Origin of the sequence: Psychrobacter sp. P11G5, from assembly GCF_001593305.1 — a bacterium.
Lineage (GTDB): Bacteria > Pseudomonadota > Gammaproteobacteria > Pseudomonadales > Moraxellaceae > Psychrobacter.
The window spans coordinates 178,529-195,881 of the sequence record NZ_CP012533.1 but is presented as its reverse complement, the minus strand read 5'-3'; the positions used below and the strand labels follow the sequence as shown (position 1 = coordinate 195,881).

Here is a 17,353-nt window from a genome sequence, read left to right as displayed (position 1 = left end):
ATTTACCAAGATGATTTTGATGACAGCAATTCCACGCTTACAATTCTACGCTTACTAGGTATTAACTCATCAATCATAAATTAAATTAATACTTATACCTTTCAGTCATGAATATTAATTATGTATTGTATATTTGTCCTAACAGAACATTTATACTAATAATATTCCCATAGCATGTCGTTTTGCTAAGTAACCTTTGACCATAAATATAATAAGCAAGCAATGCTTAACCCCTTTTACCTTTAGACCTACTAAAAACTTATGAAAATTAGCTACTAGTAATGCTAAAACAAACTAACTAAAGAGACCGACTATGTTAACTTACAAAGCTCCTTTACGTGACATTAAGTTTTTGATTAATGATGTTTTTGACTTTCAAACTCACTATAAAGATTTAGACAACGGCGCAAATGCTGACCCTGAAACGATCGATATGATCTTACAAGGTATGGCTGACTTTTCAGAAAACGTTTTAGCCCCTCTGTATCAGCCTGCTGATGAAGAAGGTTGTCATTTTGAAAACGGCGAAGTAACGACGCCAAAAGGCTTTAAAGAAGCTTATAACCAGTTTATAGAAGGTGGCTGGCAAGGGATTTCTTATCCTGAAGAGTACGGCGGCATGAACTTGCCAATGTCCATCAACCTAATCAAGTCTGAGATGATTGGTACGGCCAACTGGCCTTGGGCAATGTACCCTGGTCTATCGACAGGTTGTATCAATACATTGATGCAATACGGTACTGACGAGCAAAAACAGACGTACTTGCACAAGCTGGTTGACGGCTCATGGGCAGGTACTATGTGCCTAACTGAGCCACAGTGTGGTACAGATTTGGGACAAGTTAAGTCGAAAGCAATCCCGCAAGAAGATGGTAGCTATAAGCTTAGCGGTACCAAAATCTTTATCTCAAGCGGTGAGCATGATTTAACCGAAAACATCGTTCACATTGTATTAGCACGCCTACCTAATGCTCCTGAAGGCACACGCGGTATCTCGCTATTTATCGTACCAAAATTCTTGCCTAATGCTGAAGGCGAAGTTGGCGAGCGTAATGGCGTGACTTGTGGTTCTATCGAGCACAAAATGGGTATCAGCTCTTCATCAACTTGTGTATTGAACTTTGATAGTGCTGTTGGTTATCTAATTGGTGAGCCGAATAAAGGCCTTAAAGCGATGTTCACCTTTATGAACACCGCTCGTATTGGTACTGGTATTCAAGGTCTGGCACATACTGAGCTGTCATTCCAAAATGCCCTACCTTATGCCAAAGAGCGTCGCTCTATGCGCGCCCTATCAGGTACTAAAGATCCTGAAAAAGTTGCAGATGCTATCATTCATCATGCTGACGTACGTCGTATGCTGTTGACCCAAAAAGCCTTTGCTGAAGGCGGTCGTTCAATGATTTATCACTCAGCACGTTATGCGGATAAGATGGCACAAGGCGTGGCTAATGGTGATGATGAAGAGTTCGAAAAATGGGATGACAAACTAGGCTTTTATACGCCAATCCTAAAAGGCTTCTTGACCGAACTAGGTATCGAAGCAGCCAAACACGGTCAGCAAATCTACGGTGGTCACGGCTACATTAAAGAATGGGGTATGGAGCTAATCGCTCGTGATGCACGTATCGCAACCTTGTATGAAGGCACGACTGGCGTACAGGCGCTTGATTTATTAGGCCGTAAGGTTATCTTGCAGTCAAAAGGTAAAATCATTCGTGACTATACTTCAAGCATCATGAAATGGTGCGGTGAGTATGCACTTGATAAAGATATGCGTAAATTCGTTTGGGCGTTGACTAAGTTATGTGCAGAGTGGAATACGCTTACGGTACGCTTGATGCTGATGGCACGTAAAGACCGTGAAATCATCTCAGCAGCGTCAGAAGACTTCTTGATGTATTCAGGCTACGCCATGATGGGTTATCATTGGGCACGTATGGCGGCAGTGGCCTATGACAAGCTAGAAAACGGCGGCGCTGAATCGCCAGAATTCTATAAAGCCAAAATCCAAACCGCAGAGTTTTACTTTGACAAAATCTTGCCACGTACTTCAGGTCATGCCGAAAGTATGGTTGCGCCAAGTGAAAGTATGACAGCGATGGATATTGAGAACTTTGCTTTCTTAGACTAAGATTGAGTAAAGCCTCGGCTTTATTGAACCTAAGCTTAACCAAACTTAAGAAAAGTAAAAAGCGCCCAGCTTATCAATAGCTGGGCGCTTTTTTGTGCTTAACTTTTGTACTTAACTATTGATAATAAAATCTCAAAGGTTCGCTGATTATAGTCATAATAAGAAGTTGTAGAAAATATTAGCTACCGAGAATTTTCTTTTGATAAATAGGACTAATCTCTTCTACCTCGACGCATATTTGTAGCGCCGCGCGTCCCGATTGCTCCTTGCTTAATACCTCCTCTATCGTGGTCGTTAGTAGTTGTGCCAACTGCTCACGGACACTACTGTCACGTCCTGGCATCAATTTTAAGTGCGCGTAAATAAAACCATGTGCCTGCTCATCATCTTCAACTCCTACCAAAAACGTTTCGATAGGGATTATCCGCGCTTTAATATCAGTCGGTTTACCGAAGTGACCACTATCCCATAGCACTTTATTTAGAGATTTGAGTAACGACTCTTCGTGAGGGATACTGACATTAGGCGTTGCTTGAATGGTTAAATGTGGCATGAACCTATCCTTATAATGAGTGAAATTTAATGACTAAAAAGCTTTGTCTATGAATAAAGTCTTAGCATGTTTAATTATTTGTCGCGGCAATGACTTAATACTTAACTAATTATCAGCCATCGGTTATATCTTCAAAACGAGCGCTAAGCGTTTCGGCTAGTTGCGATGGTGGCAACTCAATCTCAAGCCCACGACGCCCAGCACTGACATAAATGGTTGATTGGTCTTTAGCCGATATATCTATTATTGTTATTAAACGCTTTTTTTGCCCCAGCGGACTGACACCGCCCAACACATAGCCCGTACTACGTGCGACTTTTTTGGGGTCTGCCATTTGTACTTTTTTACAGGGCAGCACTTTATCAACAGATAGCGCTTTGACCATTTTTTTAAAGTTCAATGTATTATCAACTGGTACAAGAGCAACAGCTAACGTGCCAGCATCCGTTTCTACCACCAACGTTTTGAACACTTGCTCAGCTTTCACACCGAGCTTTTCAGCAGCTTCTAAGCCAAAAGACGCTGCACTACTGTCATGAGTATATTCGTGCAGCTGATAATCAAGGCGACGCTGTTTGGCAATTTTAATAGCAGGAGTCATAAGGTACTCACGTTAAACTCACATTAAAAAATAGGTATTCTCGTTAAACCCGATTCACTTACTCTGCGCCAAAACCCTGCTCCTTGCCCCATTACTCATTGGATGATTAAAACATTGGACAAGTTAAATTTTATAATATATTAGGCAGAGATACTGACACCATATATCGCTTTGACTGCTTTTATGGCATCATAAGCGCATTACATTTTACAAAGTCTGACTTTTGATTATGATACCCAGTTTCCTAAAAAACAAGCTCCTAAAAAACCGAACGTCTAAAGCGCCAGCAGCACCTGATGCTACGAAGTCATCAGTTGCGACGTCTTATACCAATGCGCCTATCAATCAGCTTTACCGAAAAGTGTCAGGACAAGCGCTTGATGTCGCCGTTAAGGCAAAACTATTGGGCGAGTTGCCGGAATTTGATACCAATGATCAAACGCTGACTTTCTATGTACTGCAAGATTATTCGCGCTCAAACAGTATTTTGATTGACCTGCAAACTCAGGAATACAAGCTACCGCCTGCATTGATGGGTGTCAAAGATAGCACACATGACGTTAATGAAAATGCAGCTATTATATTTTTGCATCACCCCAAATCTAAAGACCATCAGCTATCGCCGCGCTTATCGCGTTTGGTTGCTGCTAGCTTGCAACATCCAGATTTGCAAATACGACTGGTACCAGTATCTATTCTTTGGGGTCGCGCGCCTGAAAAAGAAGATTCGTTATTTAAATTGTTAATGACAGATAACTGGCAAGATCCGAGTATCACCAAGCAATTATTCAATATCGGCGTCATGGGACGTGATACCTTTGTGCAGTTCCATGCACCGCAAGACTTACGTACTATTATTCATGATAGCTTGCACGATGGACAAGCAGATGAGTTGGAAGTAGCTGATATTGCAGATAGCCAAGACGCGCGCCATGCATTAGTTCCAGCAGCAGACGCTAACCGTGAATTGGTACGCACCTTACAACAACAGCTTAATACTTATCTGGATAAGCAGCGCGCCACTATGCTTGGTCCGGATCTATCAGATCGGCGCAATTTGGTAGATAAGCTCATCTATTCACCTGCTATCCAGCATGCCGCACAGATTGAAGCTGACGAAAAAGGCATTAGTGTGCGCGAAGCTCGCGGGCTTGCTAGAAGCTACGCAAATGAGATGGTCAATGACTACTCTCACCCTATTATTCGAGTCTTTGACAGATTTTTGACATGGTTATGGACGCAATTATATGATGGCGTCGAAGTCCATCATTTTGAGCGCGTACGTAAGCTTGCGACCGACCATGAAATTATCTACGTGCCCTGCCATCGTAGCCATGTTGATTATTTATTATTATCCTACGTCATTTATAAGCGCGGTCTGAGTATTCCTTATGTGGCTGCTGGTGACAATTTAGATGTCCCAGTACTAGGGCCATTATTACGCGGTGCGGTAGCGTTCTTTATTCGTCGTAGCTTTCGCGGTAATGCGCTTTATACGGCGGTATTACGTGAGTATATGCATACGCTTATTACTCGAAATACGCCGATTGAATACTTTATTGAAGGTGGGCGCTCACGCTCAGGTCGCTTGCTACCGCCGAAGATGGGTATGCTGGCGATGACCATACATAGTCAGCTCCGCAAAACCAATAAGCCTGTAGTCTTTATCCCAACCTATATTGGTTATGAGCGCATTATGGAAGGTGGTACTTATATTGGCGAGCTGAAGGGTAAGCCAAAAGAGTCAGAATCTTTAATTGGATTGTTAAAAGTTGGGCGCAAAATTGAGCGTATCTTTGGTAATGTCCATTTAAGCTTTGGCACGCCATTGCACTTAAGCGACTTCCTACAAAAATTCGATGTCGCTGCTGATAGCCTACCTGTTGATCGTACCGATACGCCACTCGATGAAAAAGCCAGCGCCATGGTTGACAATATCGGCGTGAAAATCATGCAGCATATCAACAAGGCTGCTGTCGTCAATCCGGTATCGCTATTATCATTGGTACTCTTATCAGCACCAAAGGCTGCGCTTGATGAAGATATCTGCCGCGAGCAGATCGCTTTGTATCAAGGTATTGCACGTAAAATGCCTTATTCTGATGATACGGTCGTTACAGATATGAGCCCGCAGAAAATTATCGATTATGGTATCAAGCTTAAGCTTATCGAACGTATACCACATATCTTAGGTGATATTATTCAAGTCGCTGGTAAGCAAGCAGCGCTATTAAGCTACTTCCGTAATAACATTTTGCACGTGTTTATTTTACTGTCATTCTTAGCAGCACTAGTTGCACGTAATGGCCGCGTTAATCGCAATCGCCTTGATGACATCGTTATCCAGATGTATCCCTTCTTACAAAGTGAGCTGTTTTTATACTATCCAGCGCACGGTCTAATGGATACACTTAATCAAAAAATCGACAACCTCATCGCCCATGGTCTAATTATCGATTTAGGTGATGGTATGCTTAGTGTGCCAGATGCTAATAGCAGCTGCTATCAACAGCTTGAAGTGCTCGCAGCTCCTGTTGAACAAAGCCTTGAGCGTTACTTTATGACCTTAGCTTTATTATCTCAACAAGGCTCAGGTAACTTGACAACAGAAGAGGTGGTCGACTTGTGCCATCTGTTAGGTCAGCGCTTATCAGTGTTATATGCTGATGATATTCCGGACTTCTTCGATCGCTCGCTATTTTTAAGTTTTGTCACCGCACTTACTCGACTTGATTATCTACAGATAGATGACGAAACGGGTACATTAAACTTTGATCAGCGTATTGATGATATCGCTCACCATGCCAAATATGTGCTGAGTCCTGATATGATGCAAATTTTGCAACAAGTGGCCAGTCTTGATGATGATGAAATTGCTCATGCTATTACTGAGATTAGTAATAAAAAGCAGCGTAAATTTGGCCGTAAGCGTTAAGTAATACTAACTTCTTTATAGTTTAGCGCAAAAAAAGACCTCTAATTATTAGAGGTCTTTTTTATTACATATTAGCTCAATCTAACAAGCAGCTATTCTAGGTAGAAATTTTCTTGTACTTCATACGCTTAGGACTGGCATCATCGCCCATGGTCTTTTTGCGATACGTTTCAAACTCAGAGTAGTTACCATCGAACCAAACAGGACCTTCATCTTCGAATGCCAAGATATGAGTCGCAATACGGTCAAGGAACCAGCGATCATGCGAGACGACCATTACCGTACCTGGGAATACTTGAATCGCATCTTCTAGCGCACGTAAGGTTTCGATATCCAAATCGTTTGATGGTTCATCAAGAAGCAATACGTTCGCACCCTGCTTTAGGGTCTTAGCAAGTTGCAAGCGGTTACGCTCACCACCAGACAATTGACCAACGTGCTTTTGTTGGTCTGAACCTTTAAAGTTAAAGCGACCGATATAAGCGCGACTTGGCGTAGTATAGTCACCAACGGTGATTATATCGAGGCCGTCAGATATCTCTTCCCAAACCGTTTTGCTATCGTCTAAGTTGTCACGTACCTGACCAACATAGGCAACGCTGACACTCTCACCCAAATCGACGGAACCAGTATCTGGCGTATCACGTTCAGTAATCATGTTAAATAGCGTGGTTTTACCCGCACCATTTGGACCGATAATACCAACGATAGCGCCCGCTGGCACGTTGAAGCTTAGGTTTTCATAAAGCAAACGATCACCGAATGACTTGGAGATGTCATTTACTTCGATGACTTTATTACCTAGACGTGGACCAGGTGGAATATAAATCTCAGAGGTCTCGTTACGCTTTTGGAACTCTTGCGAGTTCAATTCTTCAAAACGCTGTACACGAGATTTAGACTTAGCCTGTTGACCTTTTTGATTTTTACGAATCCACTCAAGCTCTTTTTTCAGCGCTTTAGCAAAGGATTCTTCTTGCTTATTCTGTTGCTCTAGACGTGTGTTCTTTTGCTCTAGCCACTCAGTATAGTTGCCTTCGTACGGATAGCCATGGCCACGATCCAGCTCCAAAATCCACTGAGCGACGTTATCCAAGAAATAACGATCATGGGTAATAGCCACGATAGTACCGCTATAGTTCTGCAAGAACTGCTCTAGCCATGCGACAGATTCGGCGTCCAAATGGTTGGTTGGTTCGTCAAGTAATAGCATATCAGGACGTGACAATAGCAGACGGCATAGGGCGACACGGCGTTTTTCACCACCAGATAGTTTACTGACGTCAGCATCCCATGGCGGCAGACGTAGCGCATCGGCGGCTTTTTCTAGCTGAGTATTTAAGTTATGCGCATCCCATGCTTGAATGATGTCTTCCATCTTGCCCTGTTCTTCGGCAAGCTTATCAAAATCTGCATCAGGTTCAGCGTATTCAGCATAGATCGCATCTAGACGAGCGAGCGCATCTAACGCTTCGCGCATACCGTCTTCAACGTTACCACGGACGTCTTTACTGTCATCAAGCTGTGGTTCCTGCGGCAAATAGCCAATTTTGGTGCCCGTTTGCGCGCGTGCTTCACCACTGAATTCAGTATCCACGCCCGCCATAATGCGTAGCAAGGTTGATTTACCCGAACCGTTGATACCGAGTACACCGATTTTAGCGCCAGGGAAAAACGATAGGTTGATGTTCTTTAGGATTTCACGCTTAGGTGGAACAAGTTTTGACACGTTGTTCATCGTGTAAATATATTGAGCCATTAACACTCCGATAGACTGCATAGACGAGGTCTGCAAATCGCACTCAGCAATCGTGCTCAGTGGACGGCGCCTCAAAATCAGGGTTACAAATTGTCTGCTATTATCGCATTGTGGCGCATACCCTGCAAGCTAACAGAGGGTTTTCCGGCTGGTTTTGTGTCTTCTGCAACAAAGCTTGACACCTTTTACCTAAAAGCTTCTGTTAAAGTCAGCATTTGACCTATTTAATCAGCTTTGTGCTGATGTATCTCATAAAAAATATAAAATGATAATAGCTAGAAACTTCACAAAATCAATCAGTAAGGGTTAATATATTAGAATAATTTACTGAAATTGGTTTTCTTAACCATGCTTTAATGTTCAATTAACATTTATAAATAACACTATAAAGTTGTCCATAGAAGGATTTTAAATCCTTCTATGAAGATATAAAAACATAAAAAATACGACAAACATGAGAAAAGGTACTGTATCTATGCCGACTGGCTACCGCCCTGAGTTTATTCAAAGTGCGTTTATTGATTTTATCAGTACGCGACTGCATCCGTTTTGGTCGTTGACAACACCTAAGCTACGCCTAGTTGCCAAGCATACGCTTAGTGATGACTTGGTTGCCTTGCAATTCGAAATTAATAACGCCTTTAAACAGCAATCAGATGGATGGCAAGGCGGCGCGCATATTAATCTAAGTATTGCTATTGATGGTATTCTTCATCAGCGTAGTTATTCGCTGGTAGGTCTACCGCATCAGACGCTATGGTGGACTAATGGAAATAGCCGCGACAAAAAACTACAACGCCAAACACTTACTATCGCTATTAAGCCACAAGGTTTAGTGTCTAATTATTTAATTAATCAGGCAGCTCTTAGTACTATCTTTGATAGCAGTATACCGAGTGGAGATTTTACTCTAGAGCAGATATCAGTAAACCAACAGATAAATTCAGTTATTAAAAATACAGAGATTAAAAACTCTGTCATTAAAGAGCTAGCGCCCATACTTTGTATCGCTGGCGGCAGTGGTATCACCCCAATGCTCGGGCTAGTGAAGCAGGCGCTGCAACACGGTCATAAGGTGACGTTAGTACATTATAATCGTACATCGCTGTCAAGCAGTCCTCTACAAGAATATTGGCAGCAACTCGCCACTACGTATCCAAGCTTTACCTACTATCTTATCAATACTGAAGACGCCAGCACTTATTTGACCAGCACGCGGCATTTAAGCGCAGCAAGTTTATTAGCATTGAATCTACCGTTAGCAGATACACAGATATTTGCCTGTGGTTCGCAAGCCTTGTTAAAAGGACTATATCACGCAGCTAGTGAAATAAACCTACCAAATAATCACTCATTACGTGACAACATTATTATAGAAAATTTTGGCTATGCTGTACCTGATCTGAACTTAAGTGATGCAACTGAAAAAATAGATAACTTAGAAAAACATACTGTTTATCTGCGAGCACGCCAACGACAGTTTGATAGTAGTGGCACATTATTAGTTGATGCTGAACAAGCTGGTCTTCGGATGAATTACGGCTGCCGTCAAGGTATCTGTCAGATGTGCCGCTGTAATAAAGTCAGTGGTGTAGTCAAAAACATTCAGACAGGAAAGATAAGTGGCGACGGTTTTGAGTCTATCCAAACCTGTATCAATGTAGCGATGACAGACGTAGTACTCGATATTTAATAAAGTGCAAACTGAATAAAACACTTATATATATAAAACAAAATAGCGGTTATAGTAATGTACGCATATAATATGAATACAAATCACTCATTAGCCGTTATTTAACAGTGTTACTGTAAAATTAGAATAACTAACTAAAAAACAGCAACTGCTACTATAAGTAAATAGACGGCAGATAGCTTGTCTTGTATGCTAAAAGCTATATAACTCATCAAACCGACCCTGTGAATTCTAGTACATTATCTTAAGAGCACCTTATTTCGTTAAAAGCATTTTGCTTCAAACCAATAGCAGCTTCGGTAAAGGATAACGCATGCGCTTATTACCACCTCTATTCCCTTCACGATCTGCTGTACCTATCTTAAATGCTTTAACCGACGATCAACTGGACGTCCATGGTCGTAGATTACTGTCAGAAAAAAACGCCTATTCAGCTGACTGCAACATTAATAGTGAGAGTACAGATGATAATAAGGATATATCAGCTCTACCTATACGCTACCCAACGTTAAGCGCTGCACCACTACCAAAAGTGCAAACCGAAGCCCTCGCTGATGAGTTAAATGCGGTCTATCAAAGCGTGATGGACTCATTAGGCGGTAAGGATGCACGTTATATCCAGCGTGTTTATGCCACGGTAGTGTATAGCGAGATTGTAGCCCGCGGTCTACTGGCTGCTGCTGGGCGAATGTCATCAAAACGTAGCAAAGTCGGTGTCTGGCTATTTGGTACTGGCCTATTGAGCTTTAGTAAAATACTGAATAATATGGAGCTTGGGCATAATATCATGCATGGTCAATACGACTGGATGCAGCATCCGCACTTGAACAGCCAAACGTTTGATTGGGATATTATGTGCCCTGCGCCGTTATGGCAACACTCACATAATTATCTACACCATACCTTTACCAATATCGTCGATCGTGATCACGACGTCGGCTATCATTTAATCCGCGTCACTGACGAGCAGTCATGGACACCAAGTGATCGCTACAATCCCCTTAAGACCATGATATTGGCAATAGGATTTGAGTGGGCAATCGCGTTTCATGATATCCAGATAAGCGTAGATGAATATGCTGATTCAACAGAGAAACACGCGATACTGCAACAAAAGTCACGTGCTGTATTTGCCAAAATCGTACGCCAAGTCGGTAAAGACTATGTCGCCCTCCCTGCAGTTGCAGGACTCGCCTTAGGTCGTGATAGTGCTTTATCGACGTTGAGTGGTAATATCACTGCCAATATCGCGCGTAATCTATGGACGTGGGCAGTGATATTTTGTGGACATTTTACCGAGCAAGTACATATTTATACCCATCTCGATGATAATGAGAGCAAAGGCGACTGGTATGTACGTCAAATCCTTGGCTCTAGCAATATCCAAGGTAGCAAGTTATTTCATATTTTAACTGGCAACTTATCACATCAGATTGAGCATCATATCTTTCCTGACATGCCAGCACATCGCTACGCCAGCATCTCGCCCCAAGTACAAGCCATATGTAGCAAGTATGGCCTAGCTTATAATACTGGTCGTTTTGGTAGCCAGTTTCGACAAGTGCTTGGGCGTATCTATCATTTTAGTAAGCCTAATACTGATGAATTGCGCGCCTATATACAAGAAAAATCAACAGCTGATAATGTTAATGTTAAAAAAGAACAGAGACATAGCATACCCGTGCGTGGAATCAAAAAATACATTCCACAAGTAGTACGCCAAGCTTTATTTTATGCCAAATAGTTTTAAGCTTACGCTTTATTCTTTACTTATGGTTAATGCTTCAAAAAACAGTTCAAGAGACAGTTTAAAAGAAAGATAGTAACATTTGCTCTATCCACTTTTACCGTAAGCTACTGGTCAACAGCTTTTTAATCGATGATAATAATCAGCTATAGATTTAGTTGTATCAGTTATAAATGATATCTATATCGATTTATTTTAATAATAAAAAGGGAGAATTCGATGAGTACAGCATCTAATCAAGATCTAAATATTACCCATAATGAACAAGCAAATCGTTTTGAGACTACTATCGAAGGCCAAACTGGCTATATTAGCTACCAAGAGCGTGGCGATACTTTGGTTTATGACCATACGATTGTGCCACAAGAACTTGGTGGTCGCGGGATTGGCTCAAAGCTAGTCAAACATGCCTTAGATTATGCACGTGAGAATTATAAAAAAGTCGTACCCCAATGTTCGTTTGTATCGTCATATATCAGTAAGCACCCCGAATATAAAGACTTAGTCTAGGAACATAGAGAACAGTTAAGCAGACGACTCACCTACCTATCAACTTGACATACCTAACTATATATTTATCAATTGATATATGGCAGGATGTAAGAGATAGGTGGGTTTTTTATCCTATAGTAAATATAGGATAGCGAAATGTAAGATAGCTGAGAGCAATCGCGTAACAGTAACTATCAAGATAGATTATCAAGTGCATTTAAGATTGAAAGTCTTGTTATAGATAATGATCCAGCTAATAACAAAAACACTCTAACCTCTTAACCACCACATAATAATAAAGGATATCGATATGAGTAGTTTATCTGACAAACAAGTTGATATGCAGCTAGAAGACCTTGTAGGCTGGCAACGTGATGGCAATAGCATCGTTAAAACTTACCACTTTAGTGATTTTATTGAAGCGATGAGCTTTATGAACCAAGCGGCTTTTTATGCTGAGGCACTTGAACATCATCCTGAATGGAAAAACATCTATAACGTCGTCGAAGTACGTTTGACGACTATTGATACTGGTGGTATTACCAGCCATGATATTCGTTTAGCGAAACGCATGGAATATATTATTCAGCCCAAACGCTTGTAAATCGATAAGCCTTAACAGCTCTCCTTAGCATAAACTCGCTAATTTTTAAAGCAAAAAAACGTCCTCAAATGAGGACATTTTTTGTGCTGCTTAGGATACATTTAGCGTAAATTCAAAATGCATTCTAACAATTACATCTTACGGCTAACAAACGCCACGATGAATAAGATAACAGCTACTGCTAAGAAGATATATGCTAGGTTAGCAGATAATCCAGCAACACCGCCAAATCCTAACAAACTTGCTAACAGTGCGATAACTGCAAATATAATAGCCCAACGAAACATAATTATTCTCCTAAAATAAAAAGCATTCAATATACGGATAAAGCGTAACACTGTTGATAGTCAATCTTTTAATAATTGGTACTGCAAGGTTCGCTAAATCCAATTACTATAAATGCTTATTGTTGTTAATATTATTAATTCTACTTCATTTCTAATGATTCACTTCCAACAAGTTACTTCCAAGTTGTGATAGTAGATTAGCAACATTTTAAGCAGATAAACGTTCAGTTTGGTAATAATCACGGTAGGTTGTGTAACCTGTGTAGTAGTATTGCCCCGTTTTTAGCAAGTTCAGGTTATCAGATGTTTATTAAGCTAGTATTCAGATGATATGGTGCTGAGATAGTGTTATCTACAGCTGTCTTAGAAGCGCATAATCCAAATGCTATTACTCTAAGGGTCATTGCTAACATAGAAATCTTAGGCATTACCCTACCCTCATTTATGTAAACACATATAAAGGAAAAAATATGAATAATACGGATATTCAAAAACGTTCATATGCTGTCGTTTTATACGGCGCAACCAGCTTTGTCGGTCAGATTACTGCTCATTATCTAGCGCAGTTTTTAGCAGATAAAGACAATCAAAATGGTCCAGACTCAGAACCTGTGACATGGGCAATTGCTGGACGTGATCAAGATAAGTTAGAAAAATTGCAGACTGAGTTATGTGCTGCGCAGAAAGGTGGCAAAGCGGAAGCAAAGGTCGATATCATTGTCGCTAATAGTAATGACGACGCCAGTCTTGATGAGATGACCAAACAGACGCAAGTTATTATCTCGACCGTTGGCCCTTACCTGAAGTATGGTGAGCCATTGATTAAATCTTGCACCAAAAATGGTACCGATTATGTAGACCTTACTGGTGAAGCCATCTTTATCAAAGACATGATGGACAAATATCAAGACGATGCTAAAAAAAGCGGTGCACGTATTGTCAACTCCTGTGGCTTTGATTCTATCCCTTCAGATTTAGGTGTGTATTTTACTCAGCAACAAGCCGAAGAGAAGTTTGATGAGTCTTGTACTGTCATCAATATGAGGGTGAAAGCTGCAAAAGGTGGTTTGTCAGGCGGTACTATCGCTTCAATGGCGACTATATTTGAGGAAGTTGGACAGAATAAATCACGCCGTAGACAAGTGGCAAACCCTTATCTGTTAAATGATGATGAAGATGCGCCTAACGTGCGCCAAGATAATGTGAGCAAGCCTGAATACGATGACGAACACGCTTGTTGGTTAGCACCATTTGTGATGGCAAGTATCAATACTCGTATTGTTCATCGTAGTAACCAACTACTTGGTTACGAATATGGTCGCGATTTTAAGTATGATGAAGCAATGTGGATGAAAGATGGCGTCAAAGGAAAGCTAATGAGCTATGGCATGAGTATCGGCCTGTTAGGTTTTGCTACAGCGATGATGATTAAACCAAGCCGTGAGCTACTCTCAAAGCATGTGCTACCCAAATCAGGCTCTGGCCCATCTAAAGAAGAGCAAGAAAACGGCTATTTTGATATTCGTTTCTTTGGCAAGAATGCAAAAAACGATACTATCAACACCAAAGTTACTGGTGATAAAGACCCTGGCTATGGCAGTACTTCACGGATGCTAGCACAGTCCGCTTTATGCCTTGCTCAAGATATTGATAAAAATGATGTCGAAGGCGGGTTTTGGACGCCAGCCTCTGCGATGGGTGATAAACTATTAACTCGTTTAGAAACTCACGCCGGTCTCAGCTTTGATGTTGTGGATAGCAACAGTTAAAGCAAACAGTTAAATAATTATAAAAATATACTATATTCAAATCACTTTAAAACCGAGACAGTGCTACTGGGATGAATTTTTCGCAGCCTCTGTGTTAGCAGCAAGCAAGGAAAATTTATACCAGTAGCACGTGGCTATTAACGTATCGATTTTATTTCGTACTAACTATAATTAAAAAACGATAGCCGCATCTTAATTACAAGATGCGGCTTTTTATTATCTAAATTTTTCAAATAACCTTTTTTAAATAGTTTCTAAACCTGCATAGCTTCCCAAGTAATAAGCCTGACTTTATTAATACTATTTAGCATATGCCATAAAACGACCAATGTTAATAAATAATAATAACGTCACGATTGGGTAAATATTATTGCCAATTTTTAGTTATTTAGCACACAAAGATACACTTCGTTAATTTAATGACACAGTGACAGTCAATTATATCCCTTACCCTTAATAAAGTTATTGGCCTGTGAAGATTGTGTCTATAAAAATGACTTATATGCAAGTCATAAAACTGATTTATATAGTAAAAATAAGCATGATGAATCTTTGTCTTTAATTTTAGAAATCTGTATTCGTTTATTTTTACAAAAAGCATTATGCTTTAATTAATTATCACTTAAATAACAGACACTTAGATTCAGGCAGACATCTGAATTTCTAAAGAACTACTCTTAGAGAATAACGATAAAACATCCCTAATTAAAAGGAAGCTATTATGAAATTGAATGTATTGACTACGGCTATACTAACCTCAGGTTTTGCTATGTTTGCCAGTTCTGCTAACGCAGCTGTAGTAACGGATAAGCATGGTAACGTTGGCTATGACAGCTATGATGAATGCGTCACAGCGGTAAAAGACGGCTCTGCTAAGTTCTACACTCCTTACACTTATCAAAAACCAAAACGCCACGCTGGTGAAGCATCAGTCAAAAAAATGCGGCTTTCTGAAGTCATGATTCCTCAGGCTGTGGTTAGCAGCAATAACCTAAATACAGCAAACTATGCAGCGGGGGCTTGTGATTTAGGTGTCGGTCAATCAGATGGTCGTTATGGGGTATCAGGCGCATTGGTCGGTAAATATGTGCCTATCGCTCCTGACATGCCAGTCAATGTCTATATGGACAAAGCAGGCAACCCTGTACGCCTAAGTATGCAGCAGTGTGACAATCATTTCAGTGATAAGTTCCCAACGCCTGTGGTAAGTGAAGTTACAGCTCCGGAAGCGCAAGTTGCTGTTGCAGAAGAACGTACCGTAGAGCCGGTTGTTATTGAGACCAAGCGTGTTATTCGCCCAACTATTTATAGCGTAAAACAAGTCATTTATGCGCCAGAAGATCAGATTAAACGTGTCAATACGGCAACAGGGACTGCTATAGCCATCGAAGATGGTAGGGAGCGTGCCGTCATTGTTGGCCAAGAAGCAGATGCTGAAATTATTGATAACATAGAAATCAATCAAACATTTCCAGTTACTCGTGTCCCTAATAACGATACGCAGTAACGCCTTGTGAACCCAAACATTGGTAAATATGTCATTGTAGAATAAGTGGATAACTGCAAAAATGTGGTCATTGTGCTGTACTGTGTCTTAGTTTATTGATGTTTTAAAACATCAAAAAGTTGGTTGAATTTTGTACAATTTCACAGACACAGCACTTGCATAACGTCACACGAATACATCAAGCTGTTAGACCTTTAATGAGTTTACTACTGAAATACCAGCCATAGAGCTGGTACTTTGCGTGTAGAGATTATAGATAAGATATAAGCTTTATATAGCGACTTTATAATGCTCTTTACCTATAGCAATCATGACAGCCTTTAAAATAGTTGTCATGATTTTATTTTGTCTACAATTGACATTTTAAATATAGTAAACATATATATTTAAAACGTTAAATAGATACCCTACGGAACAACGCTAAGTAACGATCAAGTTTAAGAACGCTTTAGACTGATCAATAAAACTTGTGACTCAAGGAATCAACTGATGCAAAATCGTACTTTATCACTAATTATAGGCACAGCTTTAGTTATGCCAAGCCTAGCAATGGCCGCTCCTATTGATAACAGCAGTATGACACCAGCGGATATGCGTAACGCTCCTGCTGCTAGTACTTTACAAGCTGAAATCGATGGTCCAAATGGCGAGCTACTAGCCACTCAACCAGGTGAAGTTGAGAGCGATGCAACTGTCGTCGAAACAAACTCTGAAGAAATGAATCATTCTGAAATGATGGGCAATCCTGAAGAAATGAATCATCCTGAAGAAATGAATCATCCTGAAATGATGAGCAATTCCGAAGAAATGAATGATCCTGAAATGATGAGCAATTCCGAAGAAATGAATGATCCTGAAGCAATGAATGATCCTGAAGCAATGAACAACCCTGAAGCAATGAACAATCCTGAAGCAATGAACAACCCTGAAGCAATGAACAGCCCTGAAGCAATGAACAGCCGTGGATCTGAACAAGCTGCACCACAAACTTTAAATCAGCAGCATAGCAATACTGAATATCAGCCATTGATTGCAGGCGAAGTGCTTAACGGTGACCCGAGCAGCACAAACGCTCCAGTTACGTTGCAAGAAAAGAAAAAAGATAGCCGTGGTGAATTCCTAGCTACTCAGCCAGCTGAAGTTGAATTTAGCGAAAATCGCCGTGTTGCTGTGTCTCGCTAAGCGCTTATATCTACTAATTACTATTAATAGATAGTAATTAGCTGTTTTCAGCAAACTATATTATGTGTAATAAAAAAGGCAGCCATTAGG

Annotated in this window: 13 protein-coding genes; 9 read left to right on the top strand and 4 right to left on the bottom strand. The window is 40.7% G+C overall.

The features are described 5' to 3' along the window. Positions 1–313 precede the first annotated feature (313 nt). Entirely contained in the window at positions 314–2,134 is a 1,821-nt protein-coding gene (locus AK825_RS00820; protein WP_068033855.1) for an acyl-CoA dehydrogenase C-terminal domain-containing protein, read from the top strand. 178 nt (positions 2,135–2,312) lie between these two features. Here the strand turns inward: AK825_RS00820 and AK825_RS00815 are convergent, their stop codons facing one another. Beyond that, positions 2,313–2,687, bottom strand: coding sequence for a 5-carboxymethyl-2-hydroxymuconate Delta-isomerase (locus AK825_RS00815; RefSeq protein WP_068033853.1), 375 nt, complete (start codon positions 2,685–2,687; stop codon positions 2,313–2,315). 112 nt (positions 2,688–2,799) lie between these two features. After that, complete coding sequence (ybaK, locus tag AK825_RS00810) at positions 2,800–3,288, bottom strand: Cys-tRNA(Pro) deacylase (RefSeq protein WP_068033849.1); 489 nt, start codon at positions 3,286–3,288, stop codon at positions 2,800–2,802. Between the two features lie 229 nt (positions 3,289–3,517). Here ybaK and plsB point away from each other — a divergent pair, with 229 nt between their 5' ends. Then, the gene (plsB, locus tag AK825_RS00805; RefSeq protein WP_068033847.1) at positions 3,518–6,223 is read left to right on the top strand and encodes a glycerol-3-phosphate 1-O-acyltransferase PlsB; all 2,706 of its coding nucleotides are present in this window, start codon (positions 3,518–3,520) and stop codon (positions 6,221–6,223) included. Positions 6,224–6,320: 97 nt separating this feature from the next. Here plsB and ettA read toward each other — a convergent pair whose 3' ends face one another. Then, positions 6,321–7,982 carry an energy-dependent translational throttle protein EttA gene (gene ettA / locus AK825_RS00800; protein WP_068033846.1) on the bottom strand — a complete coding sequence of 554 codons (1,662 nt, stop codon included), beginning with the start codon at positions 7,980–7,982 and terminating at the stop codon, positions 6,321–6,323. Positions 7,983–8,436: 454 nt separating this feature from the next. On the opposite strand from ettA, the gene AK825_RS00795 reads away from it, so the two are divergent. The 4 genes from AK825_RS00795 (at position 8,437) to AK825_RS00780 (ending at position 12,518) form a co-directional block, all read left to right on the top strand. Beyond that, complete coding sequence (locus tag AK825_RS00795) at positions 8,437–9,675, top strand: iron-sulfur cluster-binding domain-containing protein (RefSeq protein ID WP_227514090.1); 1,239 nt, start codon at positions 8,437–8,439, stop codon at positions 9,673–9,675. Between the two features lie 313 nt (positions 9,676–9,988). After that, a complete protein-coding gene (locus AK825_RS00790) occupies positions 9,989–11,419 on the top strand; it encodes an acyl-CoA desaturase (RefSeq protein ID WP_068033842.1) in 1,431 nt (476 codons plus the stop codon). A gap of 222 nt (positions 11,420–11,641) precedes the next feature. Continuing rightward, on the top strand, positions 11,642–11,932 hold the full coding sequence (locus AK825_RS00785) for a GNAT family N-acetyltransferase (protein ID WP_068033840.1): 291 nt from the start codon (positions 11,642–11,644) through the stop codon (positions 11,930–11,932). A 292-nt stretch (positions 11,933–12,224) separates the two neighbouring features. Then, a complete protein-coding gene (locus AK825_RS00780; protein WP_068033831.1) occupies positions 12,225–12,518 on the top strand; it encodes a 4a-hydroxytetrahydrobiopterin dehydratase in 294 nt (97 codons plus the stop codon). Between the two features lie 131 nt (positions 12,519–12,649). Here AK825_RS00780 and AK825_RS14515 read toward each other — a convergent pair whose 3' ends face one another. Further along, positions 12,650–12,805, bottom strand: a complete 156-nt coding sequence (locus AK825_RS14515) for a DUF1328 domain-containing protein (protein WP_021814049.1) — start codon at positions 12,803–12,805, stop codon at positions 12,650–12,652. A gap of 470 nt (positions 12,806–13,275) precedes the next feature. Here AK825_RS14515 and AK825_RS00775 point away from each other — a divergent pair, with 470 nt between their 5' ends. From AK825_RS00775 to AK825_RS00765, 3 genes are all read left to right on the top strand, one after another. Beyond that, positions 13,276–14,574 carry a saccharopine dehydrogenase NADP-binding domain-containing protein gene (locus AK825_RS00775; RefSeq protein ID WP_068033829.1) on the top strand — a complete coding sequence of 433 codons (1,299 nt, stop codon included), beginning with the start codon at positions 13,276–13,278 and terminating at the stop codon, positions 14,572–14,574. A 721-nt stretch (positions 14,575–15,295) separates the two neighbouring features. Next, a complete protein-coding gene (locus AK825_RS00770; protein WP_068033827.1) occupies positions 15,296–16,081 on the top strand; it encodes a hypothetical protein in 786 nt (261 codons plus the stop codon). A 489-nt stretch (positions 16,082–16,570) separates the two neighbouring features. Continuing rightward, positions 16,571–17,263: a hypothetical protein gene (locus tag AK825_RS00765; RefSeq protein WP_068033825.1), complete on the top strand. Its 693-nt coding sequence runs from the start codon at positions 16,571–16,573 to the stop codon at positions 17,261–17,263. Positions 17,264–17,353 lie beyond the last annotated feature (90 nt).

Coding starts and splice junctions, on each gene's coding strand:
- AK825_RS00795 (WP_227514090.1), top strand. CDS start 8,437: ATGAGAAAAGGTACTGTATCTATGCCGACTGGCTACCGCCCTGAGTTT.
- AK825_RS00765 (WP_068033825.1), top strand. CDS start 16,571: ATGCAAAATCGTACTTTATCACTAATTATAGGCACAGCTTTAGTTATG.
- AK825_RS00780 (WP_068033831.1), top strand. CDS start 12,225: ATGAGTAGTTTATCTGACAAACAAGTTGATATGCAGCTAGAAGACCTT.
- AK825_RS00785 (WP_068033840.1), top strand. CDS start 11,642: ATGAGTACAGCATCTAATCAAGATCTAAATATTACCCATAATGAACAA.
- plsB (WP_068033847.1), top strand. CDS start 3,518: ATGATACCCAGTTTCCTAAAAAACAAGCTCCTAAAAAACCGAACGTCT.
- AK825_RS14515 (WP_021814049.1), bottom strand. CDS start 12,805: ATGTTTCGTTGGGCTATTATATTTGCAGTTATCGCACTGTTAGCAAGT.
- AK825_RS00815 (WP_068033853.1), bottom strand. CDS start 2,687: ATGCCACATTTAACCATTCAAGCAACGCCTAATGTCAGTATCCCTCAC.
- ettA (WP_068033846.1), bottom strand. CDS start 7,982: ATGGCTCAATATATTTACACGATGAACAACGTGTCAAAACTTGTTCCA.
- AK825_RS00790 (WP_068033842.1), top strand. CDS start 9,989: ATGCGCTTATTACCACCTCTATTCCCTTCACGATCTGCTGTACCTATC.
- AK825_RS00770 (WP_068033827.1), top strand. CDS start 15,296: ATGAAATTGAATGTATTGACTACGGCTATACTAACCTCAGGTTTTGCT.
- ybaK (WP_068033849.1), bottom strand. CDS start 3,288: ATGACTCCTGCTATTAAAATTGCCAAACAGCGTCGCCTTGATTATCAG.
- AK825_RS00820 (WP_068033855.1), top strand. CDS start 314: ATGTTAACTTACAAAGCTCCTTTACGTGACATTAAGTTTTTGATTAAT.
- AK825_RS00775 (WP_068033829.1), top strand. CDS start 13,276: ATGAATAATACGGATATTCAAAAACGTTCATATGCTGTCGTTTTATAC.